The following is a 21743-nucleotide window of genomic DNA, read 5'->3' as shown; positions in this document are numbered from 1 at the left end:
ACAAGGTGACCGCTCCTTTCATAGGAGGACTGTCACCTTGAGGATATTTTATTACACTTTAATCAAATTTCATCAAATAAATTTTTTCGTTTTTGTTCCAAATTTAGTTGGACTACCTCATCAACTGGTTCATATGATTCTCCGTAAAACTGTAAATCTTTATATGTGTGAATTTTATTATATGTTCTTACCAATGCTTGATAAACGACATCTTCTCCTTCATTATTAGGTGCCCAGTAGAGAATTTCCATTGCATTCACTTCCCTAGTTGCTAACGATAAACGTCTATAACCAATAGAGGTTGCATGCTTAAAGTCTTCTCGCCGGTAAAATTTCAGCCGTTTTTTCGTATCACTATCTTTATAATTTATCGGTTCCACTTCCAAAATAATCGGTTTTCCCTTTTTTTTCAGTTTTTCCACTAATTGATGACCAAGCCCCTGCCCTCTTGCTTCGTCAGAGACAAATAAATAATCGACAAAAACAAAATCCTCTGCTTCCACATACATTAACACATGATACTTCCCTTCATCCTTATGATAATATTCTGGAAAGTCTTTTAGTAATGCTTCCATATGTTCTTGTGATTTCATTTCTTCCACAGGAAAATATTGATTTAACTTATCGTACCAATGCATCTAATTTAATCTCCTTTATCCTCTTTATTTTTCGGTGTATAATCGACATTCTTCGTATAATTATTCCCAGCATTCCATAATAAAAACTCATTAACTCCTTGATCATTCAAAGCTTCAATTTGTTTTTGAACCTCTTCTTTTCCATATACTTGATAATTATCTTTACCCAGCCAGGCAGCTGTAAAATCCTGTAGCCACGGTCTTGAAATAGGTGGGTTCTCTAATTGATTTAATTTTTGCTTTTCTACTTTCATATACTCCCTTACAAGTTCATAGGGGAATAAATCGGGTTTTTCAATCCCAAAATAATTTGTCCAGTGACTTGGATAGATCATAGAAGAAATAACATCTACATGTTTGCTTATTTTTGAAAAATTTTGACCAATCCCAGGGGCTTCTTCTATGGTTGCTGTATATCCAAATATATCAACAGAAACTTTCACATTATATGGCTTTAATTTTTCTTTTGCATATTGAACAAAATCTGTAACTGCGTCTACTCGTTTATCCCCTTCATTCTTATTTAATTTACGATAATCTCCTTTCGTATAGCTTAGTAGATCTCCTTTATTTTCAAATCCCTCTGGAAAACGCACGTAATCAAACTGTATCTCTTGAAACCCCATTTTAGCTGCTTCGATAGCAATATTAATGTTATAATCCCAGACCTTTTTTTCAAACGGGTTAACAAACGCTTCTCCTCTCCCATTCGTCCAAACCTTCTCTCCTTGGACAAAAGACCATTCGGGTTTTTCCTTAGCTAATATAGAATCTTTAAAGACAACAATTCGCGCAATCGGATAAATTTTTTCCTTTTCAAGCTCCTGTAAAAGCACTGTCATATTTTTTATCGATTGGCTGCCAATTTCTCTATAAGGCGAATCCTCTTCCGGCATAAAAGTCAAATTACCATGATCTTCTTTATAATCAATTACCATAGCATTCAAATCTGTCGTTTTCACTAATTCCATTAATTGACTCCATTTGTTTCCTTCAATGGATTGACTGTTTACATAAATACCTCTCACAGCATCCGGATATGTAAAATTAAGGTTAGTCTTCATTCTAGGTAAAGAAGCTGGCAAATGTTTAACCATAATTTCTACTTGTTTAGTTGGTTGTTTAGGAATTACCTTTTCCCCTTTTGCAAATGCAATATTGGGGATCAACAAATATATACTTAATCCAATGGATAATATTTTCTTTTTCATCGTGAAAACTCCCATCTACATACAGTATCTATTATCTATTGAGACTCTATCCATGATGTATCCCTTTTATTGTAACAAACACAATCAAGCATAATCTAGCAATTTCCCAACTGTGCGTAGGCAACCATTCTAAAAAGCCGACAATCAAGGATTGCCGGCTTGGGATTTACTTATTCTCTCATTGTATTTTATATTTTTTATATTCACTTTCAGAGCAATAAACGAAATGTCCTGGTTTAATTTCTCTCATTTTAAGCTCTTCACCCTCTTGATATTGATGAACCGCTGGATCATAAACCGTTCTTTTTCTTGTTCGCTCTGTTTCTGGATCTGGCAGAGGAATCGCTGACAATAACGACTGTGTATATGGATGAATCGGATTATTGTATAATTCATCTGCAGGCGCTATTTCCACTAATTTCCCGAAATACATCACACCAATACGATCACTAATATATTTCACCATGGATAAATCATGGGCAATAAATAGATAGGTTAAACCCTTTTCCTTTTGAAGCTTCTTCATCAAGTTTACTACCTGTGCTTGAATAGAAACATCTAATGCAGAAATTGGTTCATCAGCAATAATAAAGTCTGGATCTACAGCTAATGCACGCGCAATTCCAATTCTTTGTCTTTGACCGCCTGAGAACTCATGCGGATAACGATTGGCATGCTCTTTATTTAAACCAACTGTATGAAGCAGCTCATATACTTTTTCCATTCTCTCTTTTTTGTTTTTCGCTAAACCATGAATATCAATGCCTTCTGCAATTATATCAGCAACGGTCATTCGAGGATTTAAAGAAGCATACGGGTCTTGGAAAATCATTTGCATTTTACGATTAAATTTCTTTAATTCCGCTCTTGATTTTCTTCCATGAACATCTTCTCCATTAAATAAAACTTGACCGCCTGTTGCATCATAAAGGCGGATAATTGTTCTACCAGTTGTAGATTTCCCACAGCCAGATTCGCCTACTAAACCTAATGTTTCTCCTTTGAAAATATCAAAGGTAATATCATCTACTGCTTTGACAACATTAGGAGTATCGACATTGAAATACTGCTTCAGATTTTTTATTTCTAATAACTTTTCTGCCATTTTATTTATCCCCCTTTACTAATACTGGTGTTTCAAAGTTAGAGGGTAACGTTCTTATTCTTTCTTTAACTGAAGCTGGTGGTTCTACTGCTGGCGCATTCGGATGCAGTAACCACGATTTCACAAAATGTGTTTCAGACACTTGATACACTGGCGGCTCTTGTTCAAAATCAATTGCTAATGCGAATGGATTTCTCGCAGCAAATGCATCTCCTACAGGAGGATTCGTTAAATCTGGAGGTGTTCCTGGAATAGCAGCAAGCTCATCTTCATTATCATTGTCTAAACTTGGCATAGATGCAAGAAGCCCCCATGTATAAGGATGTCTAGGATCGTAGAAAATTTCATCAACTGTTCCCATTTCAACAATTTGGCCAGCATACATTACAGCAACACGATCAGCCACATTTGCCACTACCCCTAAATCATGGGTAATGAAGATAATGCTTGTATTCATTTTCTCTTGCAAATCTTTCATTAAATCTAAAATTTGCGCTTGAATCGTAACATCTAAAGCTGTTGTTGGTTCATCTGCAATTAATAGATGTGGATTAGCCGCTAAAGCAATAGCAATCATCGCACGTTGTCTCATCCCACCAGAAAATTCATGCGGATATTGATCCACTCTTTTCGCTGGTTTAGGAATTCCAACTAAACTTAACAATTCAATTGCTTTCTTTTTTGCCTTTTCCTTGTTCATTTGCTGATGTTTTATCAGTACTTCCATGATTTGTGTACCAATACGCATAGTCGGATTCAAAGATGTCATAGGATCTTGGAAGATCATACTCATTTCCTTCCCACGGATACTTTCCATCTCTTTATCTGTTTTTTGAACAATATCTTCTCCATCAAATAAAATTTGTCCACCTTTAATATGGCCAGGAGGCATCGGGATTAATTTCATTAATGTTTGGGACGTAACACTTTTACCTGATCCAGATTCACCAACAATAGCTAATGTTTCTCCTTTGTATAAATCAAAGGATACTCCACGAACTGCCTGCACTTCTCCTCCATACGTATGGAATGAGACTTGTAAATCCTTTACTTCTAATAATTTTTCCATGTATCTCACTCCTTACTTACGTAGTCTTGGATCAAGAGCATCTCGGATTCCATCGCCAATAACATTAAAGGAAAATATTGTTAAACAGATAAACATGGCAGGGAAAAATAATCGCCATGGATAATATTGCAGTGCTCCGATTCCATCATTAGCCATCGTTCCCCAGCTGGCTAATGGAGGAGTTAATCCTAATCCAAGATAGCTTAAAAATGCCTCTGTAAAAATAGCATTAGGTACAGTTAAAGTTAATGTCACAAGAATTGGCCCCATTGCATTTGGGACTAAATGCTTGCTCATAATTCTTGAAACACTTGCTCCTAGCGTTCTGGAAGCAAGAATATATTCTTGGCTCTTTAAGGATAATACTTGTCCTCGAACCATTCTCGCCATATTAATCCAGCCAGTAATACTCATTGCCAGAATCATCGTCCATATTCCCTGGCCAAGAACAACCATTAAAAGAATTACTAGTAAAAGATAAGGAATACCATATAATACGTCCGCTATACGCATCATTACTTCATCGGTTTTGCCACCTTTATAACCTGCAATCCCTCCCCAGATTACGCCGATAACTAAATCAATCAATGCTGCGGCTACCCCAATAAATAGTGATATTTTCGCACCATACCAAATCCGCGCAAACATATCTCGGCCAAGATCATCTGTTCCAAAATAATGTTCTGCACTTGGAGGCTGATTCGTTTTTGTATAATCATTCTCATAATAATTATACGGAGTTAATAACGGCCCTATTAAAGACATAACAATTAAAAGAATTAAAAGAACAAGTCCAAAAACCGCAAGTTTATTTTTCTTAAAACGAGTAAAAACATCTTTCCAAAAAGACAGACTTGCTTTTGATATTTTCTCTGATTCTATGGTACTGTTGCCGACTATTTCAAATTTATCTTTCGAAATTTCTTGCATCTTTACGCTCCTTTCTTCCCGCCCGATAGTTTAATTCGAGGATCTATTAATCCGTACAATAAGTCGACAAGAAGAACAGATACTAACAGGATAATACTATAGAAAACTGTTACGCCCATAATCGCTGTATAATCACGGTTATTTATGCTTTTAACAAACTGTGATCCAAGACCTGGAATACCAAAAATTTTCTCAATAACAAAACTACCTGTAACAATCCCAGCCGATAATGGCCCCATGTATGAAACAACCGGAAGAATCGCATTGCGGATGGCGTGCTTCACTGTAATATTAAAGCCGCTTATTCCTTTTGCTTTTGCTGTTTTAATATAATCATTGCTTAATACTTCTAGCATAGAAGATCTAGTTAATCGAGCAATAAATGCTGTAGGACCAGCTGCTAATGCGATTGCTGGCAGAACACTTTGCATAAATGTTCCCCATCTTGCTACAGGGAATATCCCTAGCTTCATTGCCAAAATATATTGCAAAAAAGCTGCCATAATAAACGAAGGTACTGATATTCCTAATACAGCAACAATCATTGCCAGATAATCTTGCCATTTATTATGTCTTAAAGCAGCAATTACACCTAATGTAACACCAATGGCCAAGGCGATAAAAATTGCTTCTACACCCAAGACTAATGATACTGGGAATCCTTCATTGATTAATTGATTCACTGTTTGGCTCTTATATTTAAAAGATGGACCAAAATCCCATTGAACAACTCTTAGCAAATACTCTCCATATTGAACATACCAAGGCTGATCAAGTCCATAATGGGCATTTAAATTTGCTTCAATTGCAGGCGGCATTTTCTTTTCCGATGTAAATGGGTTACCTGGTGCCATCCTCATGAAGAAAAACGTAGCTGTAATGATTAACCATAAGGATAACGCCATAAACAGCAAACGTTTTGTTAAGTACTTTATCATGGTTTTACCTCCATTTTTTTCTAAAACAATGCCAATTAGCAAGGAAGAGGATGCCCTAGGAAACGAGCTTACTAAGAAAGTATCACTCGTTAAATAAGGCAGCCTCTTTTTTCTCTTTAGCTTTGTACTTTCATAAAAATTCGAATTGCCTAAAGCATGATGAATGAACAAAGCGAACCATTGTATTATTCAAAATGTGCCCATTTTAACTGTGCTTCTCCTAAACCTGAAATGACTACATCTTTCAGATTATCTTTTTGTACCCATGTATTTGTATAGAAATAAACAGGTGCAATCGGAAGTTCGTTCATTAAAATAGTTTCTGCATCTTGTAATAATTGTTTGCGTTTTACCTCATCTGTCTCTTTTTGTGAAGCATCAAGAAGTTTTTGGTATTCTGGATTTTCCCACCCAGTATCGTTATTTCCTCCGTTTGCATCACGGTATAATTCTAGGAAATTAAATGCGTCATTATAGTCACCAGACCATGACATACGTCCAACCTGGTAGTCACCAGAATCAATTTTCTCTAGATAAACTTGCCATTCTTCATTATCTAGCTCTACATTAATTCCAAGATTTTTCTTCCACATATCTTGAACCGCTTGTGCAATCTTAGCATGCGCTTCACCGGTATTATATGATAATGTGATTTTTGGTAAGTCTTTTACACTTGCATAGCCCTCCTCTTTTAAACCTTTTTCCAGAGCTGCTTTTGCTGCTTTGATATCTTTATCTTTAAAATAACCTTTTTCGTTTTCTGAAAACATGGTTGGAGGAACAACTGCTGTTGCTGGAATTTGTCCACCTTGTGTAATTTGCTCAACAATTGCTTTACGATCTATCGCATATGTTAAAGCTTTACGAATATTTTCATTGTTAAATGGCTTTTCATTTGTATTAAATTTATACCAATAAGTACCTGCTATCGCTTTGATATTTAGGTCACCTTTATCTTTTAAAGCTTTAATAGAATCAGTAGGTAATGCACCAAAAGGTAAGCCAGCCCAATCTAATTCATCGTTATCAAACATGCTTAATTCTGTTGTTGGATCTTCTACCATTGTCATTTCTACTGTTTCTAATTTAACTTTGTCTGCATCCCAATAGTCTTCGTTCTTTTCTAAAAGGATAGACTCACTATGATTCCATTCCGTCATTTTGAAAGGACCATTCGTTACATAATCATCTCCAGCATTTTTATACCAATCTGGATTTGCTTCTGCAACGTTTTTATTAACTGGGAAATAAGTATAGAAAGCTAGCAATTGTAAGAAATATGGCGTTGGGTTTACTAATGTTACTTCTAACGTTTTTTCATCTACTGTTTTAATAGCAACATCATCAAGACTACCTTTACCATTGTTTGCTGCTTCAGCACCTTTAATGGCATATAGTTGATAAGCATACTGTGATTGGTTTTGAGGATTAAGTGCCCATTTCCAAGCATATTCAAAGTCTGCTGCCGTTACTGGATCACCATTTGTCCATTTTGCATCTTCGCGGATTTTGAACGTGTAAGTTAACTGATCATCTGATATATCGATTTTTTCTGCCATAGCTGGCTGCGGAACTCCATCTTTATCAATTCGAGTTAACCCTTCAAAAGTTTGAATTAACACTCCACCAGATGTTGAATCTGTAGCTAATGCTGGATGTAATGTTGGTGGCTCTGAAACAATATTTAAACGAAGATTTTGTGATGCTTTATCACTACCACCTTTGTTATTACCACATGCAGCAAGAAAAGCACTGAGTATAAGCACTAAACTCATTAGTACAACCATTCTTTTTCTCATGTAATTACCCCCTTAATAATTTCCTCAAATGGAACTTCGAAAATATCTTTCCCACTCTAAACCTCAGAATACACAAGCAATCATTTCCTAAATAGTCAGTCAATTAGAATAAATGACAGTTTCCAATTAAAATAGAGCACAATAAAACGCACAAAATATTATACAGGAATAATTATTTCATTCATTACAAATTATTTATGTATTCTTACATGTTTTTAAATAGTCTGAAATATTACTACCTAATCCATTCGCAATGACAATTATATAATTGGATTATTCAACACGCAAGAACTTTGTGGAATTTTGTAGAATTTTGTAGAATAAAAACAAATCTGAAATATATAAATCTACAGAATAATTATATTAATATAAATTTATCAGAATTTAAATTTATTCCTCGCATATTAGTTGCATCTATTCTTTTTTATTAAAATTGGCAAACTTTAAGAAAACAGCCTTTGCATATCAACTAATCATGCTAAAATGGTTATAATAATGATATTGATCATTAAGTTTCTAGATTCTATTTTTAACAGTACTATCGTATTTGCTTGAAGAAAACTGTTTCTCTTGCAGATAACCATGGCTCTAAAATAAACTATTAAATAGAATAAACCGCTTGATTAGAAACATCCATAAACTAATCAAGGGTCTAGAATACATATTGGAGGAAGTATTTGATGAAAACTATCTTTTCTGGGATTCAACCAAGCGGCACCATTACATTAGGGAATTATATAGGTGCATTAAGTCAATTCGTGGAGCTACAAGATGAATACAATTGTTTCTTCTGTATTGTGGATCAACATGCCATTACAGTGCCTCAAGATCGCATAGTACTTCGAAACAATATTCGCAGCCTAGCAGCTCTGTACTTAGCTGTAGGAATCGACCCTAATAAAGCGACTTTATTTATTCAATCAGAAGTACCAGCCCATGCCCAAGGAGCTTGGGTGATGCAGTGTATTTCTTATATCGGCGAATTAGAAAGAATGACACAATTCAAAGACAAATCAACTGGTAAAGATGCTGTTTCTGCTGCATTATTAACCTATCCACCATTAATGGCTGCAGATATCCTTCTATATAGTACAGATATTGTTCCAGTTGGAGAAGATCAAAAACAACATCTTGAATTAACTCGTGATCTAGCCGAGCGTTTTAATAAAAAATATAATGATATTCTTACTATTCCTGAAGTACGCATTCCAAAAGTAGGAGCTCGCATTATGTCCTTACAGGATCCTACAAAGAAAATGAGTAAATCTGATACAAATAATAAGGCAACCATCACTTTATTGGACGAGGCAGCACAGATTACGAAGAAGATTAAAAGTGCGGTAACAGACTCTGAAGGTATCGTTAAATTCGATCGAGAAAATAAACCAGGGGTTTCCAACCTTTTATCAATTTATTCTATTCTTTCAGGGGAAAGTATCCAAAGCCTTGAAGAAAAGTACGAAGGAAAAGGATATGGAGATTTCAAGTCTGACTTAGCCAACGTTGTAGTGGATGCATTAAAACCAATTCAAGAAAAATACAATGAGCTAATGAATTCAACTGAATTAGATGACATTTTAGACGAAGGTGCGGCAAAAGCAAATAAAGTGGCAGGGAAAATGATTAAAAAAATGGAAAACGCAATGGGATTAGGACGTAAACGTCGTTAAGCCCCTCCCTTATCAAAACGATGGTTAACGCCATCGTTTTTTTATGCTCCAAATCAGTAGGGGGAAGATATTAGATGGGGAATTACAGTTGACACGAATTTATGGGATGTGTGAGAAAAATTATATCAGGGGCAATTTGTCTTTATAACAGAGAAGCCTTCCCTGTTACCTTTTCCTGATGAAATTTCGCAAAATGACGAATAAAACCCAAACAATCACTGGAAATATACTTGCTATCTCCTCAGAGTGTTTGGGTTTAACTTAGTGCTAGGATACTTAAGTGGCAGGCTTTTTTATCCTATTAATTTTATTAAATTGGTTACTATTAATTTACTTTCGGACCATGCTCCATTTCCCAAAGCTTTTCAAAAAAGGGCTGACCTTTTATAATATTCTCACAAAACTGTTCATGCTTTTTAGACCATCCGTATTTTGTACACTCATATAGTTCATTCCATGCATGCTCAAAATCTAAATGCTGAATTTCAAAATAGCGTTCTGGGCTCCATTCTGTATACCAATAACGAACTTCTGCTACGTTTTCAGAAGAATGTAGTTGATCTAATGCCATAAACAGTAATTGCTTTAATTGCCTTTCTTTTCTCGTTAATCCATTCATCACATGAGGATCAGGTGATAGTATATGGAACTCCTTTTTCTCTTCCGTGTTTTGAAAGTTATAATAAATCGTTTCTTGATTTTCAAGCAATTCATAGGCCAATTGTTCTTGTCTAGGTATCATTCGGCTTTTTCGAATGGGAACAGAGTATCCGATTGTATCTACTACTAAAAGACCAATCCCATCAGAAACAACAAAACAATAATCTAATTGAATTCGTTCATGATTCTTTCGTAGATATGCCTTCTGATAAATCTCTTCTAATAATTGTCGTGGTATTTCTGCCAAGTCATTTTCTATGTAATTGTATAAGCATGAATCTACTTTCAAAAGTGGAACTTGGTCCAATAATTCAACACCATCATCTTTTCGCCATTCATGAAAGTGACATACATTATATCCGTTTTCTTCCCCTTCAAACCAATTTACCCAAACATCATGAAGATACTGCATATTTTATCCCTCACTTCAACAACTGTTTGTCCATAAGTATTGTCAGAGCTTAGTAAATTTATTCCTATTTTCAAAGGATTATTTTTTTTATGACGATTTTCTCTTTATGTTCCAGTTTCCCTAGTAATAGGCATACATATAGCGGAATATCATTTTTCTCTTTAAATATATTGCTAAAGTTCATCCTAAAAATTGAACAATCATTTTTATAACCTATTAACATAATATGTACAAACTTTCGCTAACATGTCTTTTTTATAAAGAGGATATCCCCTTTCAATGTTCCCATAAAAAATAGACGAGCTATTCTGCTAAACTCGTCATTCAAATAGTAGTATAGTATTACAAAAAAGCTTCACTATTAATTGTGAAATGATCTTTTTCTAAGATTTTTTGCTTGGAATGTAAAGAATTCACAAGATAAAAACCTGTATTATAGCCAATAAGACGGGGATAGCGTCTATAACCATACAATAAATCATCATGTTTCTCTTCTGTTTTCTTTACATGTAAATGTTCCTTAAGCTCTGTCTCCCAAAATTGCTTTATTTCTTCTTCATCATACAAGTGACACCAATTAGCATTATAGGCTTCTCCGCAGTTTTCTTTCACCGCAAGCTCCGCTAATCCTTCCATTATGATGGAATCTAGTAAGGTATAATCCTCTATAGCTTTCTTTTGGTAATGAATTCGGCATACATGATGATATTCATGAATAAAAAGGGCTTCTAGCTCTTTTTCATTTTCGACATCATCAATAAATAAGAAGAGTTGATCAGGAAACGATACACCAGATTTATTTTCGTCTCCTCTCCAAGAAGACTGAAAAGGAAATACGTATATAGGTATATCTGGCCCCTTCCATTTTTTCTTATACTTAAAAAAAATCCGTTCTACTTTACTCCACGTATCTTGTTCCTTCATCTTCTCAAATGCTTGTCTCGAATGTCTTGATGGCTTATACATCCCAAATCTCATTAAATATCGATATATATTTTGAGGCTTATCTCCATCAAATGCTGATTGAAAATGTTCACATATTGTAGTTGGTTCATAAAAATTATCTTCTAACCATTTATTTGTTTTGATTACCCCCACTGCTATTTCCCCTCTTCATTCTTTTTTCCTATTCATTTAAACAGTATATGGAAATCGAAATTAGAGGTTCCAGAGCTGGCAGCGTATTGATACTAAATGACTTACTATTTAACCTTGATAGCAGTCAGGCTTTTCAAAACCTCCCTATACAAAAAAGGATAGACAATGAAGAACGCACTCCCAGTTCTCCTTTGTCTATCCTTTTCTTTGTAATCCAAATAAATTTGTATATTTAGCTTTATTTCTGAAAATCTTTCAATATTCTACTTCCACATCCACATCGGATGGAATGCTTTAATTTTTTGATTGGTTGTTTACATTCTAAACAAATAGTTTCTTGTTTTCGTTCATGCTTTTGAACACTGCTCACAGGTTCCATAAAATTGGAGGCTGTGGGAACTGATATGGAATTTAGATATGGATTTCGCAAATGCCTCTACCTCCCTTAACGTAGGATACCAAATATCAACTATTTCTCCGCAATCACTACAGACAATATGATAATGCTCCTCTTTCTTCCATTCATATTTACTTAATCCTTCTCCGAATTGTATTTCTTTTAATAATTGTAATTCCGTAAATAAATGAACATTATTATAAACAGTTGTAATACTAACCGAAGGCATATTCTCATTTAGGACATGGTAAATTTCATCTACTGTCCAATGCTTGTTGTCTTTAGAAAGTATATTAATTAATTCTAGCCGTTGTGGTGTTAAACGTATATTTTTTTCTTTTAAGAGGTTTTTAGCTCTTTCTATACTAAGCATATAATTCTTCCTTTCTACGTGATATGCTAGTTTACCTTCTAAAGAAAACGTTTTCTTTATAAATTGATTCATTCCGAATTTTCTATGTTAAATAATAGAATTATAGTTTTAATTATATACACTTTATAATAATAGTCAATATTAATTTAAAATAATTATAAATAAAGGAGATTTTATTTTAACATTAAAAAACTGCTAAGCCTCGATTAATAAATGAAGCTTAGCAGTTTTTTTATTAAATGCTCTTTCAAACAAAATCCATGAATTATTGATATTTTTTAAACACAATTGTAGCGTTATGACCGCCGAATCCTAGGGAATTACTCATTGCTACATTTACTTCTTGTTTTCTATGTGTATTGATAACATAGTCTAGATCACAATCTGGATCTGCTGTTTCAAAATTTATTGTTGGTGGCACGATGCTATCTTTTATTGCTAATACGCTAAAAATAGCTTCAATTCCCCCTGCTGCACCAAGTAAGTGACCTGTCATTGATTTGGTCGAACTCATTGGTACTTTATAAGCATAGTCTCCAAATACTTCTTTGACTGCCATTGTTTCAAACTTATCGTTATAAGCAGTACTTGTACCATGTGCATTAATATATGAAACATCTTCTGGAGTAAGTCCTGCATCATTGATTGCCATTTTCATTGCTCTTGCTCCACCTTCGCCTCCTGGTGCAGGGGAAGTAATATGATAAGCATCTCCAGTCGAACCATACCCAACTATTTCTGCATAGATTTTAGCACCTCTCGCTAATGCATGCTCTAATTCTTCAAGAACAACGATTCCTGCTCCTTCTCCGATAACAAAGCCATCACGATTTGCATCAAATGGTCTGCTTGCTGTTTTTGGATCTGGATTGAAAGATAACGCAGTATTTGCACAGAAGCCTGCTACTGACATTTTAGTAATCGGCGCTTCTGCCCCCCCAGTAATCATCGCATCAGCATCGCCACGCTGAATTACTTTAAAGGCATCTCCGATTGAGTTTGTACCCGTTGCACAAGCAGTAACCGTACAAGAATTCACGCCTCTTGCTCCTAATGTAATCGATACCTGTCCTGATGCCATATCTGGAATTAACATTGGTACGAAGAAAGGACTTACACGTTTATATCCTCTTTTTTGGAAAGTTTCATATTGATTTTCGAAAGTCTCCATTCCACCAATACCAGACCCGATCCAAACCCCAACACGCGGTGCGTTTTCATCCGTAATTTGCAATTCAGCATCCTTTACAGCCATCAGGGAAGCTGCGACTGCATATTGTGTAAAGCGATCCATTTTTCTAGCATCTTTTTTATCCATAAAATCCTCTGGATTAAAGTCCTTCACTTCTGCAGCAACTTTAGCTGGATATTCATCTGCATTTATTCTAGTTAATGGTCCAATCCCAGAAACTCCAGCAACAATATTTTTCCAGGTAGTTATTGCATCATTACCAAGCGGTGTTACAGCACCAATACCAGTAACAACTACTCTTTTATTTGTACTCATGACTTTTTCTCCTTTTTTGTAATTATCATCAACTTAAAAAGTATGTTCTATTTATATAGGAAGTAATTTATTATCTACCCCAGCGCATTGCAATCGCGCCCCAAGTCAGACCTCCACCAAAACCAACCATTACAAGTACATCATCATCTTTGATTTTACCAGCCTCTAATTCTTCCACCAATGAAATCGGTATAGATGCAGCACTTGTATTTCCATATTTATGAACTGTCTTCGATAGTTTTTCTTCCGGTAAATTCAATCTTTGTCTAGATGCTTCCATAATGCGAATATTAGCTTGGTGTGGAATAAGGAAGTCTACGTCTTCTTTAGATAAACCAGCTTTCACCAAAACATTCTCACTGCTTTCTCCCATTTGGCGAACAGCAAATTTAAAAACTTCTCTACCATTCATGTAAATATAGTCTTCCTCATCTAAATAAAGATGTTTTCCACCAGAACCATCTGCCCCTAGTTCAAAAGAAAGAATGCCTCTTCCTTCAGAAACTTTCCCTAATACAGCAGCTCCTGCACCGTCACCAAAAAGAACAGCAGTATTGCGATCTTCCCAGTTCGTAATTTTAGAAAGCTTTTCTACCCCAACTACTAGTATATATTTATAAACTCCTGTATCAATAAATTGTTTTGCAGTTATCATCCCATACATAAAACCTGCACATGCAGCACTTAAATCCATCGCTGCTGCTTTTTTAGCTCCTAGTTTCTCTTGAATCATACAGGCAACAGAAGGGAATGATTGATCTGGCGTAACAGTTGCCACCATAATCATATCAATATCTTCTGGGTGAATACCAGCATCATCAATTGCTTTCTGTGCTGCAGCTAATGCAATATCAGATGTATCTGTATTGTCGTCTGCAATTCTTCGTTCTTCTATCCCAGTTCTTGTTCTAATCCATTCATCATTCGTATCAACCATTTTTTCTAAATCAAAATTTGTTAAAATTTTCTCTGGAAGTTCACGGCCAATACCAATTATTCCTGTTCCCAAAGCTTTCAGCTCCTTTATAGTCACCGGTTATCCGGTATATGTTTCGTTTATGACTGTTAATATGAACAGTCTTTTCATAAAATCTTATTAGAATGATTGCTACAATAATGCCAGTCTGGTTGAGTTTAAATCGGTGCCTTTTGTAATTCACAAACAAAGAAGCTTACCATTTTCTTCGTTTCTCCTAACTGTTATTCAAGAAAAAAGAAAATAGTATTCATACAGTATATATTATTATCAATTATTATGACTTGGTACTAATTTTATCAAATTCCTCTACCCTTTTGCAACATATTTTACTTTCTATTACATTGGTCTAAGCATTCCTTGATATTTATCATAGCATATTAAGAGCATCATTCCATGATCGTGAAATAGGAGGAAATATTGTGGAGGATTTTAAAGATGAATTCTATGATGAAAAAGACAAGGAAAAAATAGAAGAGGAAGAAATTGAAATTGATCACTTTTCCATGTTTATGTTTGGTACAAACCGTCAATCCGTTAGAAAAAAGCAACAGATTGAACATTCTCAGCATAACGACAAGAAACCATCCTACAACAGAAGAGAGAAAGGGGATGATTGGATTCTTGGAAGAAGTGGCGGAAATACAAAGCAAGTGGAAGAAAAAGATGAAAATGTAAATATTGATGCGGTAGCAAATTTTTTAAATCAAATTGACATGGAGCTTCTGATTAAAAACGTTGATATGTTTATGACATCGGCAAATGACTTAAAGCCTATTTTTAAGAAAATTACCCCATTTATAAAAAAATGGATGGATTAACTATGCAAGATATCATTACTTGTTAATCCATCCTCTTTTATTATTTTTAATTTTTACTAACGGATCAAATGATTCCACATAATTGCAATCCATTTACAATACCATCCTCATCGTTACTAGTTGTAACATAGCTGGCTGATTTTTTCACAATATCAAATGCGTTTCCCATTGCAACTGGATATTTAACGAGCTCAAACATTTCTAAATCATTTAATCCGTCTCCAAATGCATACGTATTCTCAACAGAACAATTTAAATGAGTTAACAAATACTTTATGCCCGTTGCCTTTGACTTTCCTTTGGGGTAAATATCACATCCATAAGGTGAATTTCTTATAAACTGAAAATGTGGGAACTTCTCCTGATAATAGACTTCTTCATCCGGTTCACAAAAAATTAACATTAAATGAACGGGTTCTTGATTGTACAAGCATTCATTTATAGGAGGATATTTCCCACCTACTCTTTCATAATTCTTCCTAATTAAAGTAGAACCCTCATTTGTAACACAAATCTTTTCCGCATTATAGAACGCCATTTTATGCCTATTTTTAATAGTATCCAGATGAAGTTCTTTTACTACACTTACTTCTAATGGATTTTCATAAATCGTTGTTCCTTTATACACTACATACTGTCCATTCATAGCAACTACTGAATTAATACCTGTTGCTTCTAATATATATCCTATTTCCATTAATGTTCTACCTGTAGCTATAATAGGCTCAATCTCGTTTTCCATTAATTTTTTAATTGCCGCAATAGAACTATCTGACACAGTAAGCTCACTCGTCAGAAGTGTTCCGTCTAAATCAAAAAATACAATTTTGTTCGTTTCCATATTTGTTTCGCTCCCATTCATTTACTTAAGAAGGGGATTTCCACCCTTTCCAAACGTATCCTTCCACTGACTCTGAAAGACCCTAACATCTCTAGTAGTTGCTGGAAAATCAATTAATTTTTCAATTATTTCAGGAGCTACAGTTATAGTATGAGCTCCAGTTAAACATGCTTCATAGACCTGTTGTACGTTTTTAAAACTTGCCGCTAACACCTCTGTACTAATTTTATGTGTGGTAAACAGAGTAATTATTTCACTCACTACACGAATGCCATCTCCAGATAAATCATCAATCCGATTAACATAAGGAGCAACATACTTTGCACCTGCTTTTGCCGCGATTAATGCTTGAAATGGAGTATATATCGTTGTGGCTAACGTTGGTATTTTTTTAGCAGTCAACGCTTTTATTGCTTTTATCCCTTCTTCCGTAACAGGAATTTTTATAATTATCTTCCCTGAAATCCTTGTTTGGAAATACTCAGCTTCCTTTACTATTTCACTTGCATTATCTGCGATAACTTGAATAAAAAGCTCTTTCTCTTCTCCTATTATTTTCCGAATATCTTGAAGAACTTGAATATAGGGCTTTTTTTCCTTTACGAGAATAGAAGGATTAGTAGTCACACCAGAAATGGGATAATATTCATTTATTCTTTCAATTTGCTCATAATTTGCTGAATCAATATATAGTCTCATGGAAAGATTCTCCTCTTTTCTTTTAAAAAAATTTAGCAAAAAATTAAAAATAGAAGATTCCCAATTCATTATCAACATGCACCTTATTTTTACTTAACTCATTGCAATGTTTATAAATTCTAATTGGAAATCTCCTATCGAATCTTTTACTCGGAAACAATTCGTATTTTCGTACCAATTTCTAAAACTGGCATGTCTTTATCTTCTATATAAAGAGTACCAGGAAGTTCAGGAGTTGTGGCCCCATTAAAGCGTAAAGTAATATGTCCCATAGATGTTAAATTTTGTTCTACAATTTCGCCAACAGATGTTATTTCATATGATTCATTATTTATCATTACTTTCTGACCTGTTTTTATCCTATCCTTGACACCAACTACTTCAATTCCGTAGCAAAATTCTGCTAATTCTTTAGGTGCTCCCTCTCCAAAGAGAATGATCATCTTTTCTTCTACAAAGCTTGTGGCTAATGGCCCTATACTATTAATTGTGTTTTCGTAAATTGTTTTCATCTTAACCGGCATATTGAGATGCCATTCGCCTCCATTAGTTGTTTTATTATCCTCTTTCTTAATTACTATATAATCCAAAACTTGCTAACCAAGCAACGAATACTCGTGGTACCCCTATTAAAAATCTTGAATATAAAACGGACGGTACCCCTACTTCTACTGTTTCTGCTTCTGCCTCTGCTAGACCTAACCCGACAGGAATAAAATCTGCTGCACATTGTGTATTTATAGCAAAAACTGCAGGTAACGCTAAGTTCGGTGGGATATTCCCCTTACCAATTTCAACACCTATTAAAGTTCCGATAATTTGGGCAATTACCGCCCCAGGTCCTAATAACGGTGATAGAAATGGTAAAGAGCATATTAAACCGATTAATAAGAGACCGATAATGTTTCCTGCTAATGGAGACATTAAATTAGCGAATACGCTTCCAATTCCGGAACCTTGAATGATACCAATTAATAATGATACAAATGCCATAAATGGAATAATTGTATTAATTAATGTTTGAACTGCTTCACGACCAGCTTGATAAAAAGTACTGATTACTTTCCCTGCTCCAAGCCCTATTTTTGTAAGAAGTCCTTGTTTATGATTTTCAGCCAATGTTTGAGAGATTTTTTTGTCTGTACTATATTTATATTCTTTCTTAGGTATATTATCTTCCTTATCTACTGAACTCGCATTCTCCAAGACAGCTTCGTTTTCCATAAGTTCAATTTGATTTAATCCTACCGCAGACACATAAATATCTTCTGTGATAAATTTTGCTAAAGGACCACTTTTCCCTGTAGGCATTATATTAATCGTTGGTATTCTTTTTTGTGGATAAATCCCACATCTTAATGTCCCACCACAATCAATAATTGCAATGGCAATTTGCTCATCAGGTACAGAGGTTTTAAATCCATTAACCGCCTCCACTCCTGTTAATTCCACAATTTTATCAACTATATCTGGCTTTGCTCCTCCACCAGTAATATATACAATTTTATTTCTTTGCTCCGTTGGAGTAACTATCAGCGGACCGCCAAATCCACCATTCCCTTTTTTTATTTTTATCGTTCGATAATGTGCCATATCGGTATCCTCCATCTTAATGATTTAAATTCACTTCGGAATTTAATTTTATTCCTTGCTGTTTTTCTACCATTTTCGTTGTAAAATCCGTAATCCAACCTGCGAAGAAATTCATAACTAATCCCACAAGGAAGTACCTAACCGCTAAATCAGCCGTGCTAAAGCCTAATTGTTCTATTCCTGCAGCAATTCCTAGGAAAATAAATAGCTCTCCTGGATTAATATGAGGAAATAGTCCATTACTTGTGTGACAGAAGTAAGATGCAGATGCATAATAACTAGGTTTATATTTCTCTGGTAAAAATCTTCCTAACGATAATCCCATTGGATTACCTAACATAAATGTCCCTAATAATGGCAAAACTAAATATCTTAATAATGGATTTTTGGAAGAAGCCGACGCTAAACGATTAATGCGATTTTCACCTATTAATTGAATGATAGTATTCATCGCTACCAGTAGTAATAACACTACTGGAACTATACCTGTCATCCAGGAAATGAACGTCTCTGCTCCTGTATCAAATAAATTTCTAAATCCTTCAGCAAACTTTATGATATAATCCATGAATTACACCTCTTCTTATTTTTTAAATGAAACGGCATTTTCTGCTCGTATCATCATTCTTTTAAAGAAACTATCTTTTTCTGGCACGACTCCACCATTCATAATTATCTTGTAATTATTCGAGGCATCTAAAATTGCATCTCTTAGTAATTTATTGCAATGCTTTAAATCTTCTTCTTTTAAATTTCTAATATTCTTATCAAGAAAACCTGGCAAATCTCGAAATTTCGCCATTACGGTGACTCCTTGCATTTTTTTTGCGGCAAGGATTCTGCCATTTTTATTGATTGCAAACAAAACAATTGTGCCTGCTTTAATCCGACCAGGTTTCTTCCCAATCGCTACTTTTCCCATTCTTCTTAGTTCCGAATAACCTTTAGTAAAATGTTTAATCTGTAAAAATCCCAATCCCATTTGAATAACAAATGCTCCTGCTATTAAAAGCATAATTATAATTAGTTCCATTCATTCACATCCTAAATATCCTTCTCTATTCCATCCTCGAGATAAAGACATAAATCTTCATATTTTTTAACTTGAATTAATTTATTCACTAATTTTGTATTAGAAGATATATTAATAATTTCATCATAAATTTTCACTAATAAACTAGCATCATATTCTGTATGTTCTGGTAAAGCTAACAAAAACACTAACTTTAACGCATGATTATCCTGCCAGACTGTTTCTGGAAAAATCCCTACCGCCAGCTCTATTTTGTCTGACTGATAATTGAGGGTATGTGGAAGTGCAATATATTTATCAAATATCATCGACCCTTTTTCTTCTCTTATTTGCAAGCGCTGTTTGAAGCCATCATCCACATAACCATTTAAAGTTAGCTGATCAACCATCCAATTTAGATTTTCTGAGTAACTTAACGATTTATCTAAAATAAAGAATTTTTGTTTATTTAGCAGTAGTTTAATAACAGAATGGAAACTTGTACTACTATTTTCTTTTATTTTAAATTTATCTAAGTAACTAATATGTTCGATTTGTTGCAGAACCTTTTTCTCATCAAAGATTTCATTAAGGATAACTAACGGCGTTTGAATGGCATAGGGTATATTAACTGTCGAAAAGACAATATCATACTTATCTAATGTATTCTTACTTAATTCATTTTCAGAAAAGATATCTATTTTAGTATGGGGGTCGAGTATTTTTTTCAGCTGCATTGCGACAATTTTTGCTGTCCCTCTACCAGTTCCACATACCACTACTACCTGTTCTAATTTCTTTAGATTGTCCTTGTTATTCTCAATGAAAATACCAAAGTATAATGCGATATATCCTAGTTCTTCTTCTGAAACTTTCATTCCATATTCTTTGAAAATACTTTCTCCAACTATTTCTGACATTTGATATGCCAAGGGGTACTTTCCTTTGATATCTTCTAATAAAGGATTTTTCAACTGGATATTAAACATTAATCGATTTATCATAAAAGTAAGATGATATTGTAAATCCTTATAAAAATCTCCACTTTCTTTTACCTTATTTAAATTAAACCCTAAATAAGTGATGCTATTATCCAAAAGATTCGTGATTTCCTTTGTTACTATAATACCTTCAATGGAATGACTATTAATTGGTGTCCTTCTCCCGACGATTGGCAATGCAATAAAAAGAATCTCACATCTAGGTAGGTTTATAGATAATTTCCTTTCAAGAACTTTGCCTATTTCTAAGGCTATATTGAAATCAGGTGAATTTACTATCTTATGGTAGTTATCATCCATTTCTTTTATAGAGTGACCTTTTAAAAAACGATCAAGCATAATAATAATAGAATGAAGTAATCTATCTTTCGTACTTATCTCAAAGTCATAATGATTGGCCACTTCTATAATTGCTTCTTTAATATCTTTATCCAATGAATCTTCGGTGAAAAGATATGGAAATAAATTATCCAGTATAAAAAATCGCAAATCTATTTCTCTACCTTTTAAGTACATTCCCTTGTTCTGTTTTCCTTTGATGGCAAGATTATACGTTTCAAGAGCCACTGAAGCTTTTTTTAATTCATTCACTAATGTTGTTCTTCCTAAATTTAGCTCAAAGGCCATTTCATCCATAGTTATTATTCCATCATCATTCAATAACATATCGATAACAGTTGCGATTCTTCTTTGAGGTGAATCAACCATTTGAGAGAGTTTATTAAACTGCTCTATAACCCTATTAAGCTTTTCCTGATTGTGGATTTTCAAAAAAAAACCTTTCCCTCTTTCATTAATCAATTCAGCTATTCCTTCTAATTCTTTATTAAATTGCTTAATAACTAGCCGAACTGTTCTTGCACTTATCCCCATTTGTTGCGCAAGATAATCTAAAGGACAATACATTTTTTTAGCTGTTAATTCTATAATTTTCCCTATGCGACTACTGGAATTTAAATCAGCCATTTAATTACCACACCCTTATATCCTGTT

At 34.3% G+C, this 21743-nt stretch carries 21 protein-coding genes; 2 read left to right on the top strand and 19 right to left on the bottom strand.

Annotation, left to right across the window (positions count from 1 at the left end):
- Positions 1-62: 62 nt before the first annotated feature.
- The 7 genes from NiCM35_RS02730 to NiCM35_RS02700 form a co-directional block, all read right to left on the bottom strand.
- The gene (locus NiCM35_RS02730; protein WP_095330008.1) at positions 63-638 is read right to left on the bottom strand and encodes a GNAT family N-acetyltransferase; all 576 of its coding nucleotides are present in this window, start codon (positions 636-638) and stop codon (positions 63-65) included.
- Positions 639-643: 5 nt separating this feature from the next.
- Entirely contained in the window at positions 644-1849 is a 1206-nt protein-coding gene (locus tag NiCM35_RS02725) for a putative glycoside hydrolase (RefSeq protein ID WP_433778542.1), read from the bottom strand.
- Positions 1850-2027: 178 nt separating this feature from the next.
- Positions 2028-2954 carry an ABC transporter ATP-binding protein gene (locus tag NiCM35_RS02720; protein WP_123259779.1) on the bottom strand — a complete coding sequence of 309 codons (927 nt, stop codon included), beginning with the start codon at positions 2952-2954 and terminating at the stop codon, positions 2028-2030.
- 1 nt (position 2955) lies between these two features.
- A complete protein-coding gene (locus NiCM35_RS02715; RefSeq protein ID WP_095330011.1) occupies positions 2956-4023 on the bottom strand; it encodes an ABC transporter ATP-binding protein in 1068 nt (355 codons plus the stop codon).
- A gap of 12 nt (positions 4024-4035) precedes the next feature.
- Positions 4036-4953, bottom strand: a complete 918-nt coding sequence (locus tag NiCM35_RS02710) for an ABC transporter permease (protein ID WP_433778540.1) — start codon at positions 4951-4953, stop codon at positions 4036-4038.
- 2 nt (positions 4954-4955) lie between these two features.
- The gene (locus NiCM35_RS02705; RefSeq protein WP_095330013.1) at positions 4956-5891 is read right to left on the bottom strand and encodes an ABC transporter permease; all 936 of its coding nucleotides are present in this window, start codon (positions 5889-5891) and stop codon (positions 4956-4958) included.
- A 185-nt stretch (positions 5892-6076) separates the two neighbouring features.
- On the bottom strand, positions 6077-7690 hold the full coding sequence (locus NiCM35_RS02700) for a peptide ABC transporter substrate-binding protein (RefSeq protein ID WP_095330014.1): 1614 nt from the start codon (positions 7688-7690) through the stop codon (positions 6077-6079).
- Between the two features lie 680 nt (positions 7691-8370).
- Between NiCM35_RS02700 and trpS the strand changes: the two genes are divergently transcribed.
- Positions 8371-9360 carry a tryptophan--tRNA ligase gene (gene trpS / locus NiCM35_RS02695; RefSeq protein WP_433778538.1) on the top strand — a complete coding sequence of 330 codons (990 nt, stop codon included), beginning with the start codon at positions 8371-8373 and terminating at the stop codon, positions 9358-9360.
- Between the two features lie 325 nt (positions 9361-9685).
- On the opposite strand, the gene NiCM35_RS02690 is transcribed toward trpS, so the two are convergent.
- From NiCM35_RS02690 to NiCM35_RS02670, 5 genes are all read right to left on the bottom strand, one after another.
- A complete protein-coding gene (locus NiCM35_RS02690; protein ID WP_047942457.1) occupies positions 9686-10432 on the bottom strand; it encodes a YjbA family protein in 747 nt (248 codons plus the stop codon).
- A 342-nt stretch (positions 10433-10774) separates the two neighbouring features.
- A complete protein-coding gene (locus tag NiCM35_RS02685) occupies positions 10775-11530 on the bottom strand; it encodes a DUF2268 domain-containing putative Zn-dependent protease (RefSeq protein WP_235850257.1) in 756 nt (251 codons plus the stop codon).
- Positions 11531-11877: 347 nt separating this feature from the next.
- Positions 11878-12300, bottom strand: coding sequence for a Fur family transcriptional regulator (locus NiCM35_RS02680; protein ID WP_163187663.1), 423 nt, complete (start codon positions 12298-12300; stop codon positions 11878-11880).
- A 265-nt stretch (positions 12301-12565) separates the two neighbouring features.
- Entirely contained in the window at positions 12566-13807 is a 1242-nt protein-coding gene (fabF, locus tag NiCM35_RS02675) for a beta-ketoacyl-ACP synthase II (RefSeq protein WP_047942462.1), read from the bottom strand.
- 70 nt (positions 13808-13877) lie between these two features.
- The gene (locus NiCM35_RS02670; RefSeq protein WP_095330017.1) at positions 13878-14816 is read right to left on the bottom strand and encodes a beta-ketoacyl-ACP synthase III; all 939 of its coding nucleotides are present in this window, start codon (positions 14814-14816) and stop codon (positions 13878-13880) included.
- Between the two features lie 389 nt (positions 14817-15205).
- On the opposite strand from NiCM35_RS02670, the gene NiCM35_RS02665 reads away from it, so the two are divergent.
- Positions 15206-15604 carry a hypothetical protein gene (locus tag NiCM35_RS02665; protein ID WP_433778534.1) on the top strand — a complete coding sequence of 133 codons (399 nt, stop codon included), beginning with the start codon at positions 15206-15208 and terminating at the stop codon, positions 15602-15604.
- Between the two features lie 64 nt (positions 15605-15668).
- Here NiCM35_RS02665 and NiCM35_RS02660 read toward each other — a convergent pair whose 3' ends face one another.
- The 7 genes from NiCM35_RS02660 to NiCM35_RS02630 form a co-directional block, all read right to left on the bottom strand.
- Positions 15669-16445: a Cof-type HAD-IIB family hydrolase gene (locus tag NiCM35_RS02660; protein ID WP_433778532.1), complete on the bottom strand. Its 777-nt coding sequence runs from the start codon at positions 16443-16445 to the stop codon at positions 15669-15671.
- A 21-nt stretch (positions 16446-16466) separates the two neighbouring features.
- Entirely contained in the window at positions 16467-17144 is a 678-nt protein-coding gene (locus tag NiCM35_RS02655; RefSeq protein ID WP_123259087.1) for a transaldolase family protein, read from the bottom strand.
- Between the two features lie 146 nt (positions 17145-17290).
- Entirely contained in the window at positions 17291-17734 is a 444-nt protein-coding gene (locus NiCM35_RS02650) for a PTS glucitol/sorbitol transporter subunit IIA (RefSeq protein WP_235850258.1), read from the bottom strand.
- Positions 17715-18737: a PTS glucitol/sorbitol transporter subunit IIB gene (gene srlE, locus NiCM35_RS02645; protein ID WP_123257246.1), complete on the bottom strand. Its 1023-nt coding sequence runs from the start codon at positions 18735-18737 to the stop codon at positions 17715-17717. The genes NiCM35_RS02650 and srlE overlap by 20 nt, the downstream gene beginning before the upstream one ends.
- 16 nt (positions 18738-18753) lie before the next feature.
- Complete coding sequence (gene srlA, locus NiCM35_RS02640) at positions 18754-19305, bottom strand: PTS glucitol/sorbitol transporter subunit IIC (protein ID WP_095330020.1); 552 nt, start codon at positions 19303-19305, stop codon at positions 18754-18756.
- Positions 19306-19320: 15 nt separating this feature from the next.
- Positions 19321-19770: a transcriptional regulator GutM gene (locus tag NiCM35_RS02635; RefSeq protein WP_095330021.1), complete on the bottom strand. Its 450-nt coding sequence runs from the start codon at positions 19768-19770 to the stop codon at positions 19321-19323.
- An 11-nt stretch (positions 19771-19781) separates the two neighbouring features.
- Positions 19782-21716: a BglG family transcription antiterminator gene (locus NiCM35_RS02630; RefSeq protein WP_123257245.1), complete on the bottom strand. Its 1935-nt coding sequence runs from the start codon at positions 21714-21716 to the stop codon at positions 19782-19784.
- Positions 21717-21743: the final 27 nt, after the last annotated feature.

It is taken from the genome of Niallia sp. M35, assembly GCF_050971705.1.
Lineage (GTDB): Bacteria > Bacillota > Bacilli > Bacillales > Cytobacillaceae > Niallia > Niallia circulans_A.
This window is presented reverse-complemented; position numbering and strand designations above follow the sequence as displayed.

Coding starts and splice junctions, on each gene's coding strand:
- NiCM35_RS02720 (WP_123259779.1), bottom strand. CDS start 2,954: ATGGCAGAAAAGTTATTAGAAATAAAAAATCTGAAGCAGTATTTCAAT.
- NiCM35_RS02715 (WP_095330011.1), bottom strand. CDS start 4,023: ATGGAAAAATTATTAGAAGTAAAGGATTTACAAGTCTCATTCCATACG.
- NiCM35_RS02690 (WP_047942457.1), bottom strand. CDS start 10,432: ATGCAGTATCTTCATGATGTTTGGGTAAATTGGTTTGAAGGGGAAGAA.
- NiCM35_RS02630 (WP_123257245.1), bottom strand. CDS start 21,716: ATGGCTGATTTAAATTCCAGTAGTCGCATAGGGAAAATTATAGAATTA.
- NiCM35_RS02725 (WP_433778542.1), bottom strand. CDS start 1,849: ATGAAAAAGAAAATATTATCCATTGGATTAAGTATATATTTGTTGATC.
- fabF (WP_047942462.1), bottom strand. CDS start 13,807: ATGAGTACAAATAAAAGAGTAGTTGTTACTGGTATTGGTGCTGTAACA.
- NiCM35_RS02655 (WP_123259087.1), bottom strand. CDS start 17,144: ATGAGACTATATATTGATTCAGCAAATTATGAGCAAATTGAAAGAATA.
- NiCM35_RS02660 (WP_433778532.1), bottom strand. CDS start 16,445: ATGGAAACGAACAAAATTGTATTTTTTGATTTAGACGGAACACTTCTG.
- srlE (WP_123257246.1), bottom strand. CDS start 18,737: ATGGCACATTATCGAACGATAAAAATAAAAAAAGGGAATGGTGGATTT.
- NiCM35_RS02680 (WP_163187663.1), bottom strand. CDS start 12,300: ATGCTTAGTATAGAAAGAGCTAAAAACCTCTTAAAAGAAAAAAATATA.
- trpS (WP_433778538.1), top strand. CDS start 8,371: ATGAAAACTATCTTTTCTGGGATTCAACCAAGCGGCACCATTACATTA.
- NiCM35_RS02705 (WP_095330013.1), bottom strand. CDS start 5,891: ATGATAAAGTACTTAACAAAACGTTTGCTGTTTATGGCGTTATCCTTA.
- NiCM35_RS02710 (WP_433778540.1), bottom strand. CDS start 4,953: ATGCAAGAAATTTCGAAAGATAAATTTGAAATAGTCGGCAACAGTACC.
- NiCM35_RS02730 (WP_095330008.1), bottom strand. CDS start 638: ATGCATTGGTACGATAAGTTAAATCAATATTTTCCTGTGGAAGAAATG.
- srlA (WP_095330020.1), bottom strand. CDS start 19,305: ATGGATTATATCATAAAGTTTGCTGAAGGATTTAGAAATTTATTTGAT.
- NiCM35_RS02700 (WP_095330014.1), bottom strand. CDS start 7,690: ATGAGAAAAAGAATGGTTGTACTAATGAGTTTAGTGCTTATACTCAGT.
- NiCM35_RS02635 (WP_095330021.1), bottom strand. CDS start 19,770: ATGGAACTAATTATAATTATGCTTTTAATAGCAGGAGCATTTGTTATT.